The 16,019-nt window shown below is 65.1% G+C and carries 16 protein-coding genes; 8 read left to right on the top strand and 8 right to left on the bottom strand.

Annotated elements, in window-relative coordinates; genetic code table 11:
- Positions 1-104 precede the first annotated feature (104 nt).
- Positions 105-971: a ferritin family protein gene (locus tag PTE31013_RS02415; protein WP_026131919.1), complete on the bottom strand. Its 867-nt coding sequence runs from the start codon at positions 969-971 to the stop codon at positions 105-107.
- A 724-nt stretch (positions 972-1,695) separates the two neighbouring features.
- Here PTE31013_RS02415 and PTE31013_RS02410 point away from each other — a divergent pair.
- The 3 genes from PTE31013_RS02410 (at position 1,696) to PTE31013_RS02400 (ending at position 3,596) form a co-directional block, all read left to right on the top strand.
- Positions 1,696-2,256: a chalcone isomerase family protein gene (locus PTE31013_RS02410; protein WP_174978403.1), complete on the top strand. Its 561-nt coding sequence runs from the start codon at positions 1,696-1,698 to the stop codon at positions 2,254-2,256.
- Positions 2,257-2,457: 201 nt separating this feature from the next.
- Entirely contained in the window at positions 2,458-2,895 is a 438-nt protein-coding gene (locus PTE31013_RS02405) for a nuclear transport factor 2 family protein (RefSeq protein ID WP_174978402.1), read from the top strand.
- A 113-nt stretch (positions 2,896-3,008) separates the two neighbouring features.
- Complete coding sequence (locus PTE31013_RS02400; RefSeq protein ID WP_150611217.1) at positions 3,009-3,596, top strand: LysE family translocator; 588 nt, start codon at positions 3,009-3,011, stop codon at positions 3,594-3,596.
- Positions 3,597-3,623: 27 nt separating this feature from the next.
- On the opposite strand, the gene PTE31013_RS02395 is transcribed toward PTE31013_RS02400, so the two are convergent.
- From PTE31013_RS02395 to PTE31013_RS02370, 6 genes are all read right to left on the bottom strand, one after another.
- Positions 3,624-4,466: an AraC family transcriptional regulator gene (locus PTE31013_RS02395; protein WP_150611216.1), complete on the bottom strand. Its 843-nt coding sequence runs from the start codon at positions 4,464-4,466 to the stop codon at positions 3,624-3,626.
- 26 nt (positions 4,467-4,492) lie between these two features.
- Positions 4,493-5,782 carry a patatin-like phospholipase family protein gene (locus tag PTE31013_RS02390; RefSeq protein WP_150611215.1) on the bottom strand — a complete coding sequence of 430 codons (1,290 nt, stop codon included), beginning with the start codon at positions 5,780-5,782 and terminating at the stop codon, positions 4,493-4,495.
- A 95-nt stretch (positions 5,783-5,877) separates the two neighbouring features.
- Positions 5,878-6,813, bottom strand: coding sequence for a PhaM family polyhydroxyalkanoate granule multifunctional regulatory protein (locus tag PTE31013_RS02385; RefSeq protein ID WP_150611214.1), 936 nt, complete (start codon positions 6,811-6,813; stop codon positions 5,878-5,880).
- 145 nt (positions 6,814-6,958) lie between these two features.
- Positions 6,959-7,780, bottom strand: coding sequence for an enoyl-CoA hydratase/isomerase family protein (locus PTE31013_RS02380; RefSeq protein ID WP_130024702.1), 822 nt, complete (start codon positions 7,778-7,780; stop codon positions 6,959-6,961).
- 160 nt (positions 7,781-7,940) lie between these two features.
- A complete protein-coding gene (locus PTE31013_RS02375) occupies positions 7,941-9,092 on the bottom strand; it encodes an ABC transporter substrate-binding protein (RefSeq protein ID WP_150611213.1) in 1,152 nt (383 codons plus the stop codon).
- A 393-nt stretch (positions 9,093-9,485) separates the two neighbouring features.
- Complete coding sequence (locus PTE31013_RS02370; protein ID WP_150611212.1) at positions 9,486-10,472, bottom strand: fumarylacetoacetate hydrolase family protein; 987 nt, start codon at positions 10,470-10,472, stop codon at positions 9,486-9,488.
- 173 nt (positions 10,473-10,645) lie between these two features.
- Between PTE31013_RS02370 and PTE31013_RS02365 the strand changes: the two genes are divergently transcribed.
- The 4 genes from PTE31013_RS02365 to PTE31013_RS02350 all read left to right on the top strand — a co-directional run bounded on the left by PTE31013_RS02365 (position 10,646) and on the right by PTE31013_RS02350 (position 14,052).
- Complete coding sequence (locus PTE31013_RS02365) at positions 10,646-11,503, top strand: IclR family transcriptional regulator (protein ID WP_150611211.1); 858 nt, start codon at positions 10,646-10,648, stop codon at positions 11,501-11,503.
- Between the two features lie 50 nt (positions 11,504-11,553).
- Positions 11,554-12,585, top strand: coding sequence for a DUF3108 domain-containing protein (locus PTE31013_RS02360; protein ID WP_150611210.1), 1,032 nt, complete (start codon positions 11,554-11,556; stop codon positions 12,583-12,585).
- Positions 12,586-12,827: 242 nt separating this feature from the next.
- A complete protein-coding gene (gene pcaD, locus PTE31013_RS02355; protein ID WP_150611209.1) occupies positions 12,828-13,622 on the top strand; it encodes a 3-oxoadipate enol-lactonase in 795 nt (264 codons plus the stop codon).
- Between the two features lie 172 nt (positions 13,623-13,794).
- Positions 13,795-14,052 carry a BTH_I0359 family protein gene (locus PTE31013_RS02350; protein WP_150588507.1) on the top strand — a complete coding sequence of 86 codons (258 nt, stop codon included), beginning with the start codon at positions 13,795-13,797 and terminating at the stop codon, positions 14,050-14,052.
- A 150-nt stretch (positions 14,053-14,202) separates the two neighbouring features.
- Here the strand turns inward: PTE31013_RS02350 and PTE31013_RS02345 are convergent, their stop codons facing one another.
- On the bottom strand, positions 14,203-14,595 hold the full coding sequence (locus PTE31013_RS02345; protein WP_150611208.1) for a rhodanese-like domain-containing protein: 393 nt from the start codon (positions 14,593-14,595) through the stop codon (positions 14,203-14,205).
- A 146-nt stretch (positions 14,596-14,741) separates the two neighbouring features.
- Here PTE31013_RS02345 and PTE31013_RS02340 point away from each other — a divergent pair, with 146 nt between their 5' ends.
- Positions 14,742-15,887 (top strand): homocysteine S-methyltransferase family protein, encoded by a 1,146-nt coding sequence (locus PTE31013_RS02340; RefSeq protein ID WP_150611207.1) that lies wholly within the window; start codon positions 14,742-14,744, stop codon positions 15,885-15,887.
- The last annotated feature ends 132 nt before the right edge of the window (positions 15,888-16,019 follow it).

Genomic DNA, 16,019 nt, shown 5'->3' with positions numbered 1-16,019 from the left:
CGATCGATCGAAGTGGACGCGTTATTGTCCCACGCCGCGTGAGTGGCGACAAAAAAGGGGCCGAAGCCCCTTTCCTGTCAAACCCGTCGGTGCCGATCGCGCGATTACGATGCCGTGGCAACGGCCGGTGCCGCCACCGCCGCCAGACGGCTGGTGATTTCCTTGCGGTAGCGGTTCAGGTCCTGCGCCGTCGCGAACGTGTGTTCGAACAGCAGCGACATGTTGTGCAGAATGCGCTCGACGACCTTCTTCTCCCAACTGTCGTCGAACTTGATTTGCTCGTCGAGCCAGTGTTCGAGCCACTCCGGTTCCGGCAAACGCGATTGCACCGTGTCGTTCGGGAACAGGTCCTTGTTCACGTGCAGGTTGGTCGGGTGCAGTGGCTTTTCAGTGCGACGCGCGGACGCCATCAGCACGCCGATCTTCGCGAACGCGGCACGCGCGTTATCACCGAAGCTCGTCAGCGCCTTCTTCATATAGCGCAGGTAAGCACCGCCATGACGCGCTTCGTCGCGCGAGATGATTTCGTAGATGGCCTTGATGACCGGCTCGGTGTGCCATTCGGCCGCACGGCGATACCAGTGATTCAGGCGGATTTCGCCGCAGAAGTGCAGCATCAGCGTCTCGAGCGGCGGGGCCGGATCGAACGGGAAGCGCACGGCGTGCAGTTCCGCTTCGGTCGGCACGAGATCCGGGCGGAAACGGCGCAGGTATTCCATGAGCACCAGCGAGTGCTTCTGCTCCTCGAAGAACCACACACTCATGAACGCGGAGAAGTCGCTGTCGTCACGGTTGTCGCGCAAGAACATTTCGGTGGCCGGCAGGGCCGCCCATTCCGTGATGGCATTCATCTTGATGGTGCGCGCCTGATCGTCGGAGAGCTGGCTTGCGTCGAACTTGTCCCAAGGAATGTCCTTCTCCATGTTCCAACGCACTGCCTCCAACGACTTGTACAGTTCGGGATACAGCATTTCGTTCATTTCAATTACCCCCAAGGTCGCGAGACCTTACACCAGGACTCAAGATAGTATTGTGAAAGTTTACGCCGAATTTCGACAGACAAAACGGTGAGCGCGTCGTGGGCGGCCCCCGCCGTCCGACTTCACGTCTTGAACCCTGCCGTCGCTGAAGGACGACGAATTAACGCCTGTAATCTGGCCGCATCCTGGCGATATGGCTTAGAGCGAGCCTACTAAAATATGGGCAAACTCTTGAATCATAACATAAAAGCCGTTTAAAGCCGCCAACGTCGCCCCTCATGTGACGGTAATGCGTCGTAATTTTGACGGCGGTCAAATTGTCATGTAAAGCGCCTAAGCTCGACGAGCGGCAAGCTTTGCGAACCGCCATCGGCGGCAAGCGCCGGTGCGCTGCCAACCGGTTGGCCGTCATGGACATCCGGGCCCGCGAATGCGGCTATCAGGGCAGCGCATCAGGGTTTGCCCTTGTGCCACGGACCTGCGCGAGGGGCGTCCGATGGTCTACGCTGAAATCAATCGTTCCGTACGGGTGACCGGGTTCCCGAACCCATCCCTGCCGCCGCAATCGGTTTCTTTCTTTGCGCCGCGCTTTGAGGATAGTTCTCAGTCGCAAATACGCAACATGTTGTATCGGCCGGCGCATCGGCAGAACGAGCCATGTGCTGCCAACGGGCCTACCAACTCGACTGAATCCTTGCCTGATAAGGAGCCGAGCATGGCAACTCGTCCCGAACTTGCCAAATGGCTACGCACCGTCTGCTTTCTGGCGACGGTGGCAATGGCCCCCGGCGCCCTGGCGTTCGACGCGGGGCAACTGGCGTCGCAGGAAATCCCCGCCGCCCATCTGGTCGGCCACGGCTCCTTTACACGCCTGGGCTTTCATCTTTACGACGCGGAACTCTTCTCCGGCGCCGAGCGCGTCAGCGCCAACTGGAGTACACACCCCCTGGTGCTGGATCTGCGTTACGCGCGCAGTTTCACGTCGCACACGCTGGTGCAGCGAAGCCTGATCGAGATGACCAAGCTCCAAGTGGCGACCGACACGCAACGCCAGCACTGGGCCGAGGCGCTGGCGCGCATCCTGCCTGACGTCACGGCGGGACAACACTTGACCGGCGTCTTCCGACCCGGCGACGGCACACGCTTCTTCTCGGACGGCAAACCCATCGGCCAGATTGCGGGCGACGCCTTCGGTCGCGCTTTTTTCGCGATATGGCTGGATCCGCGCACCAGTGCCCCCGACCTTCGCGCCGAATTGCTCAGCGACGCGCGCTGAGCGAGCGCGCGGCAGAGGCCGCTGACGTGTCTCATCGACGCCACGCGTGCAGCAACATCACGGGGCACGGACGCGTTGCCGCGGTAAATTGAGGAAAGCCGATCCCGGCGACGCGCGTTCGGGACGGGTGAGACCGGCCCCGCCCCGCGCATGGACGGGTTCATCGAATCGCGCTGTCACGGCGCCCACGCGAGCGTGCCAATGGATATCGATCATGCTGCGGCGCTCACGCGCCTGACGCGCTATTTCGAGACCCTCACCCGCCAGAGCGTCGGAAATCTCGGCGAGTTCTACGTGCCCAACGTTTATCTCAAGACGCCGCTGCACGAGGTACGCAGCGCGGCCGAAGTTGCCGGCCTGCTCACACGTCTGTTCGAGCGCGTCGAGGTGCCTCACATCGAAATCACCGCCACGCTGCTGCAACACAATCAGGCGCTGCTGGTGTGGAATCTGCATTTCCATACCAAACGGTGGCTCGACGACGAACAGGTCATTCATGGCGCGTCGCACCTGCGTCTCGCTGTGGACGGACGCGTGGCCTATCAGCGCGACTATTGGGACGCCACTGAAGATATCTACGTCAAGCTCCCCGTCTTTGGACGTTTATTGCGTTGGCTACGCCATCGACTGTTTCGTTGAGACGTCGGCACACGGCCATTTGCCAAAGGGCAGTTTTCTTCAATACACGGCGTCCGCCGCCGCCTACATTCGGAACCTCGCTTCACCCGCTTTCTTCAGTATCGAGGGATCCGATGACACTTTTCTATTCAATGGCGGCGTTCGCGCTGGCCGCTTCGATCACGCCGGGTCCGGTCAATGTCGTGGCGCTGGGCTCGGGCGCGCGCTATGGCCTCGGACCGAGCCTGCGTCACGTGACAGGTGCGACGGTGGGCTTCGTCGCGTTGCTCGTTGCGATCGGCTTCGGCGTGCACGAGTTACTGCACCGGATGCCCGTCCTGATGCACGCGATTCAGTGGTTCGGCGTAGCGTTCCTGCTTTATATGGCCTACAAACTGGCGATCGATAACGGCGAGTTGAACGACGCCGACACGCAACGTGGCCCGACAATATCGAAAGGCGCCGTCATGCAGTGGCTCAATCCGAAAGCCTGGCTCGCGGCGCTGGCCGGAATGGGCGCATACACGGCAGGTGATCCCGCGCGCATCTGGCAATTCGCGGCGATCTACTTTGTCGTTTGCTGGTGCTCGGTGGGATGCTGGGCCGCCGCGGGCGCGATGTTGCGTCATCGCATGCGCGACGCGCGGCGCGTGCGGCGTCTGAACTGTGCGATGGCTGCGCTGTTGGCGGGAAGTGCCGTGTATCTTGTCGCGACTGGCTAAGGAAACGCGTGCTTTCGCGGCGTCGAATCACGCGGCGCGCGGCTCCCGGTAATGCCCCGGCGTCGTGGCGAGGCGTTGCTTGAAGGCGCGTTGGAAATGCGCCTGGTCCGCGAAGCCCGCATCGAGCGCCACCTCGGCAATGGCATGTCCACGACGCAGTCGGCGCCGCGCATATTGAATCCGCTGGTTCATGAGAAAGGCGTGCGGCGTAAGTCCGTATTGCTCTCGAAAGACGCGTGTCAGATAAGACGCCGACAGGCCCGCCGCCGCGCAAATCTGCGCAAGCGTCAGCGCCTCTCGGCAGTGCGCACGGATGAAGTCGGCGGCGCGGCGCAGCTTGTGCGAGTCGTCCCGCATCGGTTGCGGCGCAGGGTTCAACCGCTCATGCACGTCGATGAAAAACTGCTGCACCACGCTCTCGCGCTCAAGCCGGTCGCGCGTCGCGTCGGTGCAAACGTCGTAGAGCCGGTTAAGCCCCTGGTACAACACCGGATCGTCAGCGGACATCGGGTCGAACAAATGCAGATCCTGTCCATGCCCGAAACCCAGTTCTCGCTGCGTTTCGCGCAACCACGCCGTGTCGACGAACAGCATCCGATAGGCCCACGCCTCGTCGTCAATGGGATTGCAAGCATGCACCGCGTCAGGGTTCATCACGACAACGCTGCCGCGGCCCACCGTCTCGTGTGCCCGGCCATTCCGATAGGTACTGCGCCCTCCCGTCACGGCGCCGATGGAAAACGTCTCATGGCTGTGCAACGCGTAGCAGACGCGACGCCCATCGCGCACCTCTCGCGCTTCGAGAAACGGCAGCGCCGGATCGCGCCAGAACGTCGACGGGTACGGACACGCAACAGTGGATTTCGACATAGGGCGGGATCAGTGAGGACAACAACTCATGCGGCCGGCTTGCCAGTATCCGCCACGGCGGCGGACGACTCCGCCGATAGCGTCGAATTCGCCGGCAATCCAACGCCCCCGACCGCCCCGGCCTCGACACGATTGAGTGGGCTGGTGCCATCGGCTTCCGCGACGAGCCATGCGGCGATCGCGTCGCGCTGCGCGTAGGCGTCGGCCTCACCCAGCGCGATAAGCTCCTGCGTGTATGACGACTCGAACAGCAGATAGCTGGCGAAGGCGGCACCGCGCGCTTCGTCTGCGCCGATCGCGCCGAGGATCGTTCGGACGGCCCGCGGCAACTGTTGCAGATGACGTGCGGCAATCGGCTCGATGCGCTGGCTTGGCGAGATCAAAAGTGTCTCGATGGGCCGCCAGCCACTGGACTCGCGTTGTGCTTCGGGCACGTGCCGCAGCACGTTGTTGATGTGTTGAAGACGCTCCAGATCCGCCGACAGGCCATCGATGAACACGCTCGCGAGCGCCTGCCCGCCGATCTGCGCAAGACTGGGGTACCCGCCGATGCGCTCGCCGCTGCTGTCGAGTCCGTACTGCCCGTGCGCCGCGCCAATGATAAGGATGCGGGTGGCGCCCAGATGGATCGGCGGACTGAGCGGTGCAATCTGGCGCATCGATCCGTCACCGAAATACTCCGACTGCCCGTCGAGATCGAGTTCGATCGCGGGAAAGAGAAACGGGATCGCACTCGACGCCAGCAAATGCTCGACGCTCAGGGGCACCGCGCGCGCCAGACGCAGCGAACGCTTCCAGGCCTGGATCGGCTCGGCGCTCTGATAGAAGGTGACGTGCTTGCCCGACGAGTACGAGAGCGCCGTCACCGACAAGGCCGCGAGCGCGCCTGACGCGAACACGTCGGGCAAACGGTCGAGACGGATTGCGCTGCGCAACATGTCCCCCAGCGGCGACCAGTCGAACAGCGAGCGCGGTGAGCGACGCAGCGCCCAGCCCAGCGAAAGCGCCGCCAGCCAGCGCGCTCCGGTGCCCGCCATCCCCAGCGAGTCCGCGCGGAACACCTGACCGGCATGGAATTGACGCCACACCGCATCGAGCTTCCTGACCGCGTGCTGGAAATCGTCGGCGTGCGAAGCGAGTGCCGCCGCGTTGATCGCGCCAGCGGAGGTGCCGCAAACAATGGGAAACGGGATCGCGCGCCGCGACGGCAGGACTTCACGTTGGATCGCGGCAATCGCCGCGAGCACGCCCACCTGATATCCTGCGCGTGCCCCACCGCCCATCAGGACGAGGCCGGTACGTTCGCCTGAAATCATGGGGGGCCTCCTCCCGCCGTGGTTAACGTTGTGGTTGCAATTGTGGTTGTCCTGCCGCCGCGGCCTCCACCGCCCGAGTCGTTAGCGCGGCCGCATCACCACTTCCACGCGGCTTGCTTTCCCGGCGTCTTGCCTGCGGCGGGGGCCGCCTTTGCCGAGGTCTTCGCAGCCGTCTTGGCCGCCGCCGATTTCGCCGGCGTCGTCTTGCTGGCAGGCGCGCGTTTGGCGGCGGTCTTGCCTGCTGCCTTCGTCGCCCCTGCGGCTCGCCTGGTGGCACCGGCCTTTGCCGAAGCCTGGCCGGACGCCTGCGTCGACGCCGCGCCAGCCGATTTCGTGGCGCGTGCCGGTTTTGCGGGTGCGGCCTGCGTCGCTTTGGCAGCGGCCTCCGACATTTGCGCTGCGGCGGCGTCCGTCATCTGTGCGGCCGACACGCCAGCGGCCTGCGCGGCTGCGGCAATCTGGTCGAACTGCGCGCGCATGGCGTTGAACCACAGCGACGGATCCAGCGCACCATAGGCGTTGCCCGCCTGCGCGAACGGCGATTGCGCGTCACTGCCTGCCGCCGAGGCGTCGTCTGCCGCCCCGGCCGCTTCCGGCGCGGGTTCTGGCTCGGGCTCGGGTTGCGGCGCACTCGCCTGCGCCTCGACGTCCTGCGCCGGTTCCTCGGCGGCGAACGGCGAGCGCCAGAAATTTGCCGCGCCCGCCTGTCCGAACGGCGACGCGCTCGCCGGCGTATCGCTCGCGGCGCCAAAGGTGCCGGTGCCGAACGCGCGCAGCGTCGCATAGGTGGCCCGTTGCACTTCGAAGGCCTGGATCGTCGAGCGCAGCACGTTCAGGTTGAGCGTGAGCCACTGTTCCACCGCACGCATCTCCGCGATCCGATTCTCGATCTCGTCGGGATCGAGCAACGGCGCCGCGCTCTGCATCAACTGCGTGAGCGGCGAGGTGAATGTCGCGGGCGGGCTGAAGGCTTCCCACATCTTCGTGAGAATGTCGAAGCCGTTGGGCATGGCACTCGTCGAATCGCTCATTACGGTCTCCAGTCACGGTCGGGGACGCGCCGCCTGCGGGGTGATCCCGGCAAGTCGCGCGCGTCCTGAGCGCCATTCCGCGCGCATTGACGCGCAACGGGGCGTATGGGTATCGATCATACGCCGAGCGTGCGCCAGTGGTGTGTCAGAACGGGGCATCCCCGCCATAATCCGGCGCGCGCCGTTCGCGCAGCGACGCAATGCCCTCGCGCACGTCCGGTCCCGCGAAGCCCATGAATTCGAGCGCGAGCGACGCGTCGAACGATGGCCCCGCGCTGCGCAGCCAGTTGTTGAGCGCGTACTTGGTCCAGCGAATGGCCGTGGTCGAGCCGCGCGCAAGCTTGTCGGCCACTTCGAACGCGCGCGGCAACAGGTCGGCCTCGTCGACGGTGAGCGACACGAGCCCGATGCGCTCGGCCTCCTCGCCCGTGACCGGCTCGCACAGCAGCAGGTAGTACTTCGCCTTCGCCATGCCGCAAAGCAGCGGCCAGACGATGGCGGCATGATCTCCCGCCGCGACCCCCAGCCGCGTATGACCATCGATGATGCGCGCGGTCTTTGCCGCAATCGAGATGTCCGCCAGCAGGCCCGCGACCAACCCCGCCCCCACGGCCGGACCGTGCATGGCGGAGACGATCGGCTTGCTGCAATTGATCACGTTGTAGACGAGATCGCGCGCTTCACGCCACACCCGGGCGCGCACGGCGAAGTCGTCGGCCATGTCTTCCACGAGCGACAGATCGCCGCCGCCGGAGAACCCTTTGCCTTCGCCGCGAATGACAACCGCGCGCGTCTCGGTGTCGCGATCGATGTCGCGCCACACGTCGGCCAGCTCCTGGTGCATGCGATGATCGGCCGTCGACAGGCCGCTCTTGTTCGCCCCGGCGCCCATGATGAGTTCAAGCACGCCATTCGGATGCCGCTTGAACTGCAGCGACTGGTAGTGTTGATACGGGTCTTGCGACATGACTTACCGCTCCAAAAAAATATCCCCGCACAGGCGGGGATTGGGACACGGCGACACCAGGCAAAGCCGGCGCCGCCGACGGTCAACGGGTTGATGCGCGCGGCATCGGCCGCCTCGCGTTCATGCGGGATCCGCGCAACTCACCACCGTCACGCCCCGCTCACGGCGCGATTTGCCACTTGCCGTTTTCGATCTCGACCATCACACGGGCGCGCTGATCGAGGCCGAGGTGATCGGTCGGGCTCATGTTGATCACGCCGTTCGTCACGTGGATGTTCTTGCTCGTCTCGAGCGCGTCGCGCAGCGCCTTGCGGAATTCCGGCGTGCCCGGCTTGGCCGTCTTCAGCGCGATCGGGATGGCGCGCTGGAGCAGGATGCCGGCATCCCATGCATACGAGCCGAAGGCCGCCACCGTGCCGGCGCCGAACTTGGCTTCGTACTTCTTGATGTAATCGAGCGCCACCGCCTTGGCCGGATGATCGTTCGGCAGTTGCGACGCTACCAGCACCGGGCTCGCCGGCAGGTACGTGTTGTTGCAATCCTTACCGCACACGCGCAGGAAGTCGTTATTGCCCACGCCGTGATTGTGGTACACGAGGCCCTTGTAACCGCGCTCGGCCAGTGCCTTCGGCGGCAGGGCTGCGGGCGTGCCGGCAGCACCCACGACGACGGCATCCGGATGCGTGGCCATGATCTTCAGGATCTGGCCCGTCACGCTCGGGTCTGTGCGTGCGAAGCGCTCGCTGGCGACCATCTTGATCTTGTGCAGACCGGCGAACTTGGCGACTTCCTCATAGAACGCTTCACCGAGGGCATCCCCCTGGCCGATGAACGCCATCGTCTTCACGCCATGACGGCTCGCATGCTCGGCGATGGCCGACGCCATCTGCGCGTCGGTCTGCGGCGTCTTGAACATCCAGTAACGCTTGGCGTCGACCGGCTCGATGATGCGCGCCGACGATGCCAGCGAAATCGTGGGCGTCGTGCCGCTGGCGATCACGTCGATCATCGCGAGCGTGTTCGGTGTGATCGACGAGCCGATGATGGCGTCGACGTGATCCTCGGAGATGAGCTTCTTGGTGTTCTGAACCGCGGTCGTGGTGTCTGACGCGTCGTCGAGCACGATGTAGTTGACCTTCTGCCCACCGATCTCGGTCGGCAACATGGTGATCGTGTTGCGCTCGGGAATGCCAAGCGATGCGGCCGGGCCGGTGAGCGAGATGTTCACGCCGATCTTGACCTGAGCGGCAGCGCCGCCGGCCAACGCCATCAACATCGCACCCAACAGGGCAGTGCGCACGGGGTTTCGCATGGAGAGTCTCCTGGTCTAGTCTGGTCTGGCCCGCGCTCGGTTTTCTCTTGCACGGGCCTCCCGGAACGGAGACCTCGCGCCGCGCTGGCGAAAGTCAGGGTCGGCTAGCCCACCCGATAGGGGTGCGAACCGACTCAAGGAGACAAAGCATAGCGGAGCCGGAATTCCTCGCCATATCCGGGTTCACCCTACGCAGGTGTCCCGGTGCCAGGCAATGACCCATCGTTTCCGGTGCGCTGTTGCCCATTTAACACCGCCCTCCAGATGGACCGGGGTCCCTTTCCGCCTCTCAGACATAAACCCAACTCGCTGCAGAAAGGGACCCCGGTCCATCCCCCTCCACGCCCACCCGGCGTCTACCGACACCGCTCCGCTCACGGCAACGAGCGTTTCTTACTCGTCCAGCGGCGAGACCGCCTGATCGATGGCGCCGAATATCGTCTTGCCATGAGCGTCGAACATTTCGATGCGCACGCGATCGCCATAGCGCATGAATGCCGTCTCAGGCGCACCCTTGTCGATCGTCTCGAGCATGCGTTTCTCGGCGATGCATGCGCTACCGCGACTGCGATCCTTGTTCGAAATCGTGCCCGAACCCACGATGGTGCCTGCCCGCACGTTGCGCGTCTTGCAGACGTGCGCCACGAGTTGCCCGAAGTCGAACACCATGTCCTCGCCGCACTCCGGCGCGCCGAACTTCCGGTCGTTCCACTTCACCGTGAGCGGACGGTGCACCCGCCCGCCGCGCCAGGCATCGCCCAGCTCGTCCGGCGTGATGGCCACCGGCGAGAAACTGCTCGCCGGTTTGCTCTGGAAGAAGCCGAACCCCTTGGCCAGTTCGGCGGGAATCAGATGGCGCAGGCTCACGTCGTTGACCAACATGAGCAAACGCACGCCTTCGAGCGCGCGCGCCGGGCTCGCCCCCATCGGCACATCGGAGGTCACCACCGCGACCTCCGCTTCGAAGTCGATGCCAAAGTCCTCGGACGCACAGACGATATCGTCCGTCGGACCAAGGAAGTCGTCGCTGCCGCCCTGGTACATGAGCGGATCGGTCCAGAACTCGGGCGGCATGTCGGCCCCGCGCGCGCGGCGCACCAGCTCGACGTGGTTCACATACGCCGAGCCGTCGGCCCATTGGTAAGCGCGCGGCAGCGGCGCCATGCACTCAGCCGCATCGAACGCGAAGGCGTTGCGCGCACGCTGGTGATTGAGTTCGGTGTAGAGCGTCTGGAGCTGCGGGGCATAGAACGTCCAGTCGTCGAGCACGCGTTGCAGCGTGGGGGCGATGGCGTCGGCGATGCAGGCGCTCGACAGGTCGCGCGACACGACGATCAGTTGGCCGTCGCGGGTGCCGTCCTTGCGGGTAGCGAGTTTCATGTGATGGGGTCCGCGGGCCAACCCAGGCCCGATAGAATGGCGCGTGAAGCCGACGATTCTACCCGAGGGCATCGGCAAGGATTGTGGCCAACGTTCACCCCGGCAGCCGAAGGCAGCGCACGCGGCCGGCGCCGGACTGGCGAGGGAGACGGCGACATGAATGACGGAGACACATGACTTTGCCTGAGATGGACGACAAGATCGACAACGACGACCCCACGGCCGCCCCCGACGAGGAGAAGACCCGCTCGGGTATCCAGTCCATCGAGGTGGGCTTCCGGCTCATCGAGGTGCTGACCCAGGCGTCGCACGCAATGATGCTGCGCGACCTCGCGCACGCCGCCGACATGAACCCCGCCAAGGCCCACCGCTATCTCGTGAGCTTCCAGCGGCTCGGCCTCATCGTGCAGGATCCGGTTAGCGGACGCTACGACCTCGGGCCGTCCACGCTGCGCATGGGGCTCGCCCATCTGGCGCGTATCGACGCGTTCAAGGCGGCCCGCTTCGCCCTGTCCGAGTTGCGCGACGCCGTCGACCAGACCGTGGGACTGGCCGTCTGGGGCAATCACGGACCGACCGTCGTGCATTGGCTCGAATCGACCTTCCCGATGCGCGTGCCGCTACGCCTGGGCGACGTCATGCCGATGCTCGAATCGGCCGCCGGACGCCTGTTCGCCGCGTATCTGCCGGCGCGTCAGACGGCGCCGCTCGTCGACGCCGCACTCGCGGCCCTGCAGCACGCGTCGCGGCATCACCTGCCGGCCACGCGCGCGCAGTACGATGCCGTGCTCGACGACGTTCGCGCGCACCGCGCGGCGCGCATCGAGGGCACGGTGTTGCCGTCCGTCAACGCGTTCTGCATGCCGGTGTTCGACGCCACCGGGCAGCTCGTCATGGGCCTCATGGCACTCGGTCCGGAGAGTCGTTTTGACGCCCGCTGGGGCGGCCCGATCGACATGGCACTGCGCACACTCGCTCAACGGCTCTCAGCCGATCTCGGGCATGCGCAGGCGCCCGGAGCGACGCCGTGAACCGCGGCCGGCGCAGGCGAGGGTTTGTCTGGGCGGGCGTGATAGCCGCGGTGTTCGCCGCCCACATGCTCATCGCATGGTGGGTCGCCAGCCACCGATACCCGCCCGAAGACACGCCGATTCCCGAAATTCCGGTCACGCTGATCCCGCTCAAACCGGTCGCGCCTCCCGAACCGCCGGCACCGCCAGCACCGCCGACACCCAGGCCTGCCGTCAAGCCTGTCGTCAAGCCGCACCCGCGCAAGCCTGCCGCGCCCGTTCCGCCCGCCGCCCCCAACACGCTTGCTGCACCGGCCACCGCCAACATGCCCGGGCCGCAAGCCGCCTCGCAAACCGTCGCGAGTGAAGGCGATGCGCCCGGCGCACCGGCCAGCAGCGCACAAGCCCCCCTACCGCCCGGCCCGGCGCTGACGGCAGCCGCCGCCAACGGCGACCGGTTCGATCCGCCCCCGTCCGCCACGATGAAGTACGACGCGTATATGAACGGCGTGCGTAATCAGACCGGTGAGCTGCAATGGGTCAACGCCAACGGCCACTACCGCCTGCGCGTGGCGGTGCCGATCATCTTCTTCGGCACGTTCGAGTTCATCAGTGAAGGCGGTTTTGACGTGAACGGCATCGCGCCGTCCCGTTATGTGGAAAAGCGCGGACGTCGCGCCGAGTATGTCAGTGAATTCCATCGCGACGGCACTCCCACGCTCCACTTCTCGCGCTCGGGCCAGTCGGTCCCCCTGGCCCCCGGTGCGCAAGACCGGTTCAGCGTAATGATGCAACTGGCGAGCTATGCAAGAGGCAATCCGGAACGCTACGCGCAGGTCGGGGTGACGCACGAGTTCACGGTGGTCGACACGGACAGCAGCGAAGTGTGGCCGGTGCAGTACGTTGGCAGCGAAACGCTGCCCACACCGCAGGGCTATATCGAAACCCGGCACTTCACGCGCCTGCCACGCAAGGCAGGCGACGAGCGCCGCGTCGATATCTGGCTCGCGCCGTCGCTGAACTGGATGCCGGTGCGGGTCAAGCAGATCGAGCCGTCGGGCAACGAGTTCGAACTCGTCTTCACACAGACATCGTCGCCCTGAGTCCCACGACATCGCCGTCGAGGGCGAAGCATCCCGCGCGCCCGTTCGTTAGAATTTCGAGCGATCTACACACGGGCACACCGCCCGACGAGGCCTGACGTCGGGCGGCAGCGCGGCGCGGTGTTGTCCCGCTACTACGCTTCTCCGAGCAGAAGTCAAAGGTTCCTGACATAATCGGAAACATCCCACTGCATCTACGCCACTTCGCCAACGTATCGACGAGATTAGGGGGGCCGCTCACCATGAAAGTCAGCGCCAACGGTGCATCGATTCATTACGCGGTGGAAGGCCACGGTCCGTGGGTGACCCTCGCGCATCCGTTGGGTGCGGATCTCACGATCTGGGATGATCTGGTGCCCAGCCTCGCGGCCCATTTCCGGGTGCTCCGCTATGACAGCCGCGGCCACGGCCGCAGCGACGTCCCCACTGGCCCGTACACCATCGAACAGTTGGCCGCCGATGCGACCGCGCTGCTCAATTCGCTGGAAATCGCGAGAACCCACTTCGTCGGCATTTCGATGGGCGGCGCCGTCGCGCAGCAGGTGGCGCTCGACGCCCCCGAGCGCATCGCCAGCCTCACGTTGATCGACACCACCGCCGGTTACGACGACGCCGACGCGAAGGTGTTCCGCCAGCGCGCCAAGCAGGCGCGCGAGCATGGCATGAAAGCACTTGCCGACGGCACGCTCGAGCGCTGGTTGGGCGAGCGTTATCGCAAGCGCCACCCCCAGGCGTCGGAACGCGTTCGCGCGCTGGTGGCCAAGGCGCATCCGGAGGGTTTCGCCGCGGCCTGCGAAGCGCTGGCCGCGTTCGACGTGCGAACGAGACTGTCGGAGATCGACGCCCCGACCTTGGTGCTGGTGGGGGAAAACGATCCTTCGACCCCGCCCGCCGTCGCCCGGCATCTGGCCAGCGGCATCGCCGGTGCCCAACTGGCGATCGTGCCCGACGCCGCCCATTTGTCGATCATCGAGCAGAAACAGTTCGTAACCAATGCCCTTGCAACGTTTTTGCTCGGGGCAGTCTCTAATGTTTGAACCTGCAAGCTGCGGGACCTGAAGCGGAACCTTTGACAAGGAGGGCCAAAACCTTTGAATTCGTCAGCCGGTGTGCCGAACAGCGAATCATGGGGCATTGCCTCTTGAAATCGCGCCGCGTCGCCCCTATGTGGGGTACTGAGGACCATGCAGGAACACCAGGAGAGTTGCCATGCTCATGATTTACGACAGCCCGAATTACTACGTCGTCGAGTTTGCCGCGGATAACGGCAATCACTCGCTGTCTGCGGGTGGCTATGAAATCGTGGACAAAACCGCAGGCCGTGAGATTTTTCTCGACGGCACGCTTGCCCGGCAATTCCGTGAAGAAGTGCAGAAGTTGATCGCCAGCGAGCCCTCCGAGGATGAAGTCGACGAATTCCTGGGCCAGTTCGATACCTTCATGACGAACCCGGTCGTGCTCCATTGACGCCAACTCCGCAGGCGGTGCCGCCACACACAAAACCCTCGCCACGGCGAGGGTTTTTTCATGGTGCCAACGCCTGATGCCACGCAAGGCACGACAGGCGTATCCGGAGAAACCAGCGAATCCGGCAGGCCAACTGTCTCGCCCTGGCCGTCAGCACTGCTCCCACGGTAGCCCATCGAAGCGCCAGCCGTTCACGGCGTTGCGGTGATGGGTTCCGTCCATATCACCCTCGAAGCCGTGCAGCACCGCATACACGTTGCGGAAGCCGGCCGCCTCGAGCGCCTCGCCGGCCGCCGTGCTCCGATTGCCGCTGCGGCAGATCAGCAACACGGGGCGCTCGCCGCCGGCACCGGCGAGCTTGCGCACGCTCTGGACGAAGTGGGGGTTGATCTCCCAATCCGGGCCGTCGTTCCAGGCCACGTGGATCGCCCCGGCCGGGTGCCCCACGAACAGGTATTCCATTTCGCTGCGGCAATCGACGAACAGGGCATTGGCCTTGGCTTGCAGAAACTGGTGAGCGGCGCTCGGGAGCAGGAATTCCATATCGTTGGCGAAAGCGGGGCAGGACGGCGCGGCGCGCGCGTCAGAAATCGCCGCCGATGCCCCCCGACAAGCGGCGGCGCGCGGGCGGCGGGCGCGAAAACCATTACAATTATAGGTTTTCCGGCCACTCCAAGGCGACGTCCGTCATGACCACCGCTACCGCATCCGCCGCCAATGCCCGTACGGGGGCCGCACCGACCCCAGCCCAGGCCCTCGCGCAGCCGCGCTACACGCGGGGCCAGGCGCTGCCCACGCTGCTCGCGTCGCGCATCCTGATCCTGGACGGCGCCATGGGAACGATGATCCAGCAGTACAAGCTGAGCGAGGCCGAGTACCGCGGCGAGCGCTTCGCCGACTTCGCGCACGACGTCAAAGGCAACAACGAGCTGCTTTCGCTCACGCGCCCCGACATCATCAGCGAGATTCACCGCAAGTACCTCGCGGCTGGCGCCGATATCCTCGAGACGAATACGTTCGGGGCGACGACGATCGCCCAGAGCGACTATCACATGGAAGATCTGGCCGACGAGATGAACCGCGAGTCGGCCCGCCTGGCGCGCGAAGCCTGCGACGCTTTCAGCACGCCCGACAAGCCGCGCTTCGCCGCCGGGGCCATCGGACCGACGCCCAAGACCGCGAGCATCAGCCCGGACGTGAACGATCCCGGCGCGCGCAACGTCGACTTCGATCAACTGCGCGACGCCTACTATGCGCAGGCCAAGGCGTTGCTCGAAGGGGGCGTTGATCTGTTCCTCGTCGAGACGATTTTCGATACGCTCAACGCCAAGGCCGCACTCTTTGCGATCGACGAGCTGTTCGAAGACACCGGCGAAGTATTGCCGATCATGATCTCGGGCACCGTCACCGACGCCTCCGGGCGCATTCTGTCGGGCCAGACGGTCGAGGCGTTCTGGAATTCGCTGCGTCACGCGCGCCCGCTCACGTTCGGCCTGAACTGCGCGCTCGGCGCGACGCTCATGCGTCCGTACATCGCCGAGCTGGCCAAGCTGTGCAACACCTACGTGTCGGTCTACCCGAACGCCGGCCTGCCCAACCCGATGAGCGATACGGGTTTCGACGAGACCCCCGACGTGACCTCGGGCCTGCTCAAGGAATTCGCGCAGGCGGGCCTGGTGAATCTGGCGGGCGGCTGTTGCGGCACCACGCCGGAGCACGTCGCCGAGATCGCCAAGGCGCTGGCTGACGTGAAGCCGCGCCGCTGGCCGTCGCAATATCGTGCCGCCGGTGCTGCCGACGGCAACCTGGATGGGAACGACGGCGACGACGCCTGAGCGCCGCTGCCGTCCCGCCCGAAGCAGACAAGACCGATTGCAGGACGCCCGGCACGCCGCCATCTCGCCCCTCACGCAAGCGACACGGCAGGCGCGCCAACCATTGAACGGATTGCCCCATGAGCCAAACGC

Source organism: Pandoraea terrigena (assembly GCF_902459705.1).
Lineage (GTDB): Bacteria > Pseudomonadota > Gammaproteobacteria > Burkholderiales > Burkholderiaceae > Pandoraea > Pandoraea terrigena.
The sequence above is the reverse complement of the archived record's forward strand: the minus strand, read 5'-3'. Positions and strand labels throughout refer to the sequence as shown.

What these genes read in the sequence shown, in the direction of transcription:
- PTE31013_RS02350 (WP_150588507.1), top strand. Translation starts at nt 13,795, where the DNA reads ATGCTCATGATTTACGACAGCCCGAATTACTACGTCGTCGAGTTTGCC.
- PTE31013_RS02395 (WP_150611216.1), bottom strand. Translation starts at nt 4,466, where the DNA reads ATGTCGAAATCCACTGTTGCGTGTCCGTACCCGTCGACGTTCTGGCGC.
- PTE31013_RS02400 (WP_150611217.1), top strand. Translation starts at nt 3,009, where the DNA reads ATGACACTTTTCTATTCAATGGCGGCGTTCGCGCTGGCCGCTTCGATC.
- PTE31013_RS02390 (WP_150611215.1), bottom strand. Translation starts at nt 5,782, where the DNA reads ATGATTTCAGGCGAACGTACCGGCCTCGTCCTGATGGGCGGTGGGGCA.
- PTE31013_RS02385 (WP_150611214.1), bottom strand. Translation starts at nt 6,813, where the DNA reads ATGAGCGATTCGACGAGTGCCATGCCCAACGGCTTCGACATTCTCACG.
- PTE31013_RS02405 (WP_174978402.1), top strand. Translation starts at nt 2,458, where the DNA reads ATGGATATCGATCATGCTGCGGCGCTCACGCGCCTGACGCGCTATTTC.
- PTE31013_RS02345 (WP_150611208.1), bottom strand. Translation starts at nt 14,595, where the DNA reads ATGGAATTCCTGCTCCCGAGCGCCGCTCACCAGTTTCTGCAAGCCAAG.
- PTE31013_RS02365 (WP_150611211.1), top strand. Translation starts at nt 10,646, where the DNA reads ATGACTTTGCCTGAGATGGACGACAAGATCGACAACGACGACCCCACG.
- pcaD (WP_150611209.1), top strand. Translation starts at nt 12,828, where the DNA reads ATGAAAGTCAGCGCCAACGGTGCATCGATTCATTACGCGGTGGAAGGC.
- PTE31013_RS02370 (WP_150611212.1), bottom strand. Translation starts at nt 10,472, where the DNA reads ATGAAACTCGCTACCCGCAAGGACGGCACCCGCGACGGCCAACTGATC.
- PTE31013_RS02340 (WP_150611207.1), top strand. Translation starts at nt 14,742, where the DNA reads ATGACCACCGCTACCGCATCCGCCGCCAATGCCCGTACGGGGGCCGCA.
- PTE31013_RS02375 (WP_150611213.1), bottom strand. Translation starts at nt 9,092, where the DNA reads ATGCGAAACCCCGTGCGCACTGCCCTGTTGGGTGCGATGTTGATGGCG.
- PTE31013_RS02410 (WP_174978403.1), top strand. Translation starts at nt 1,696, where the DNA reads ATGGCAACTCGTCCCGAACTTGCCAAATGGCTACGCACCGTCTGCTTT.
- PTE31013_RS02380 (WP_130024702.1), bottom strand. Translation starts at nt 7,780, where the DNA reads ATGTCGCAAGACCCGTATCAACACTACCAGTCGCTGCAGTTCAAGCGG.
- PTE31013_RS02415 (WP_026131919.1), bottom strand. Translation starts at nt 971, where the DNA reads ATGCTGTATCCCGAACTGTACAAGTCGTTGGAGGCAGTGCGTTGGAAC.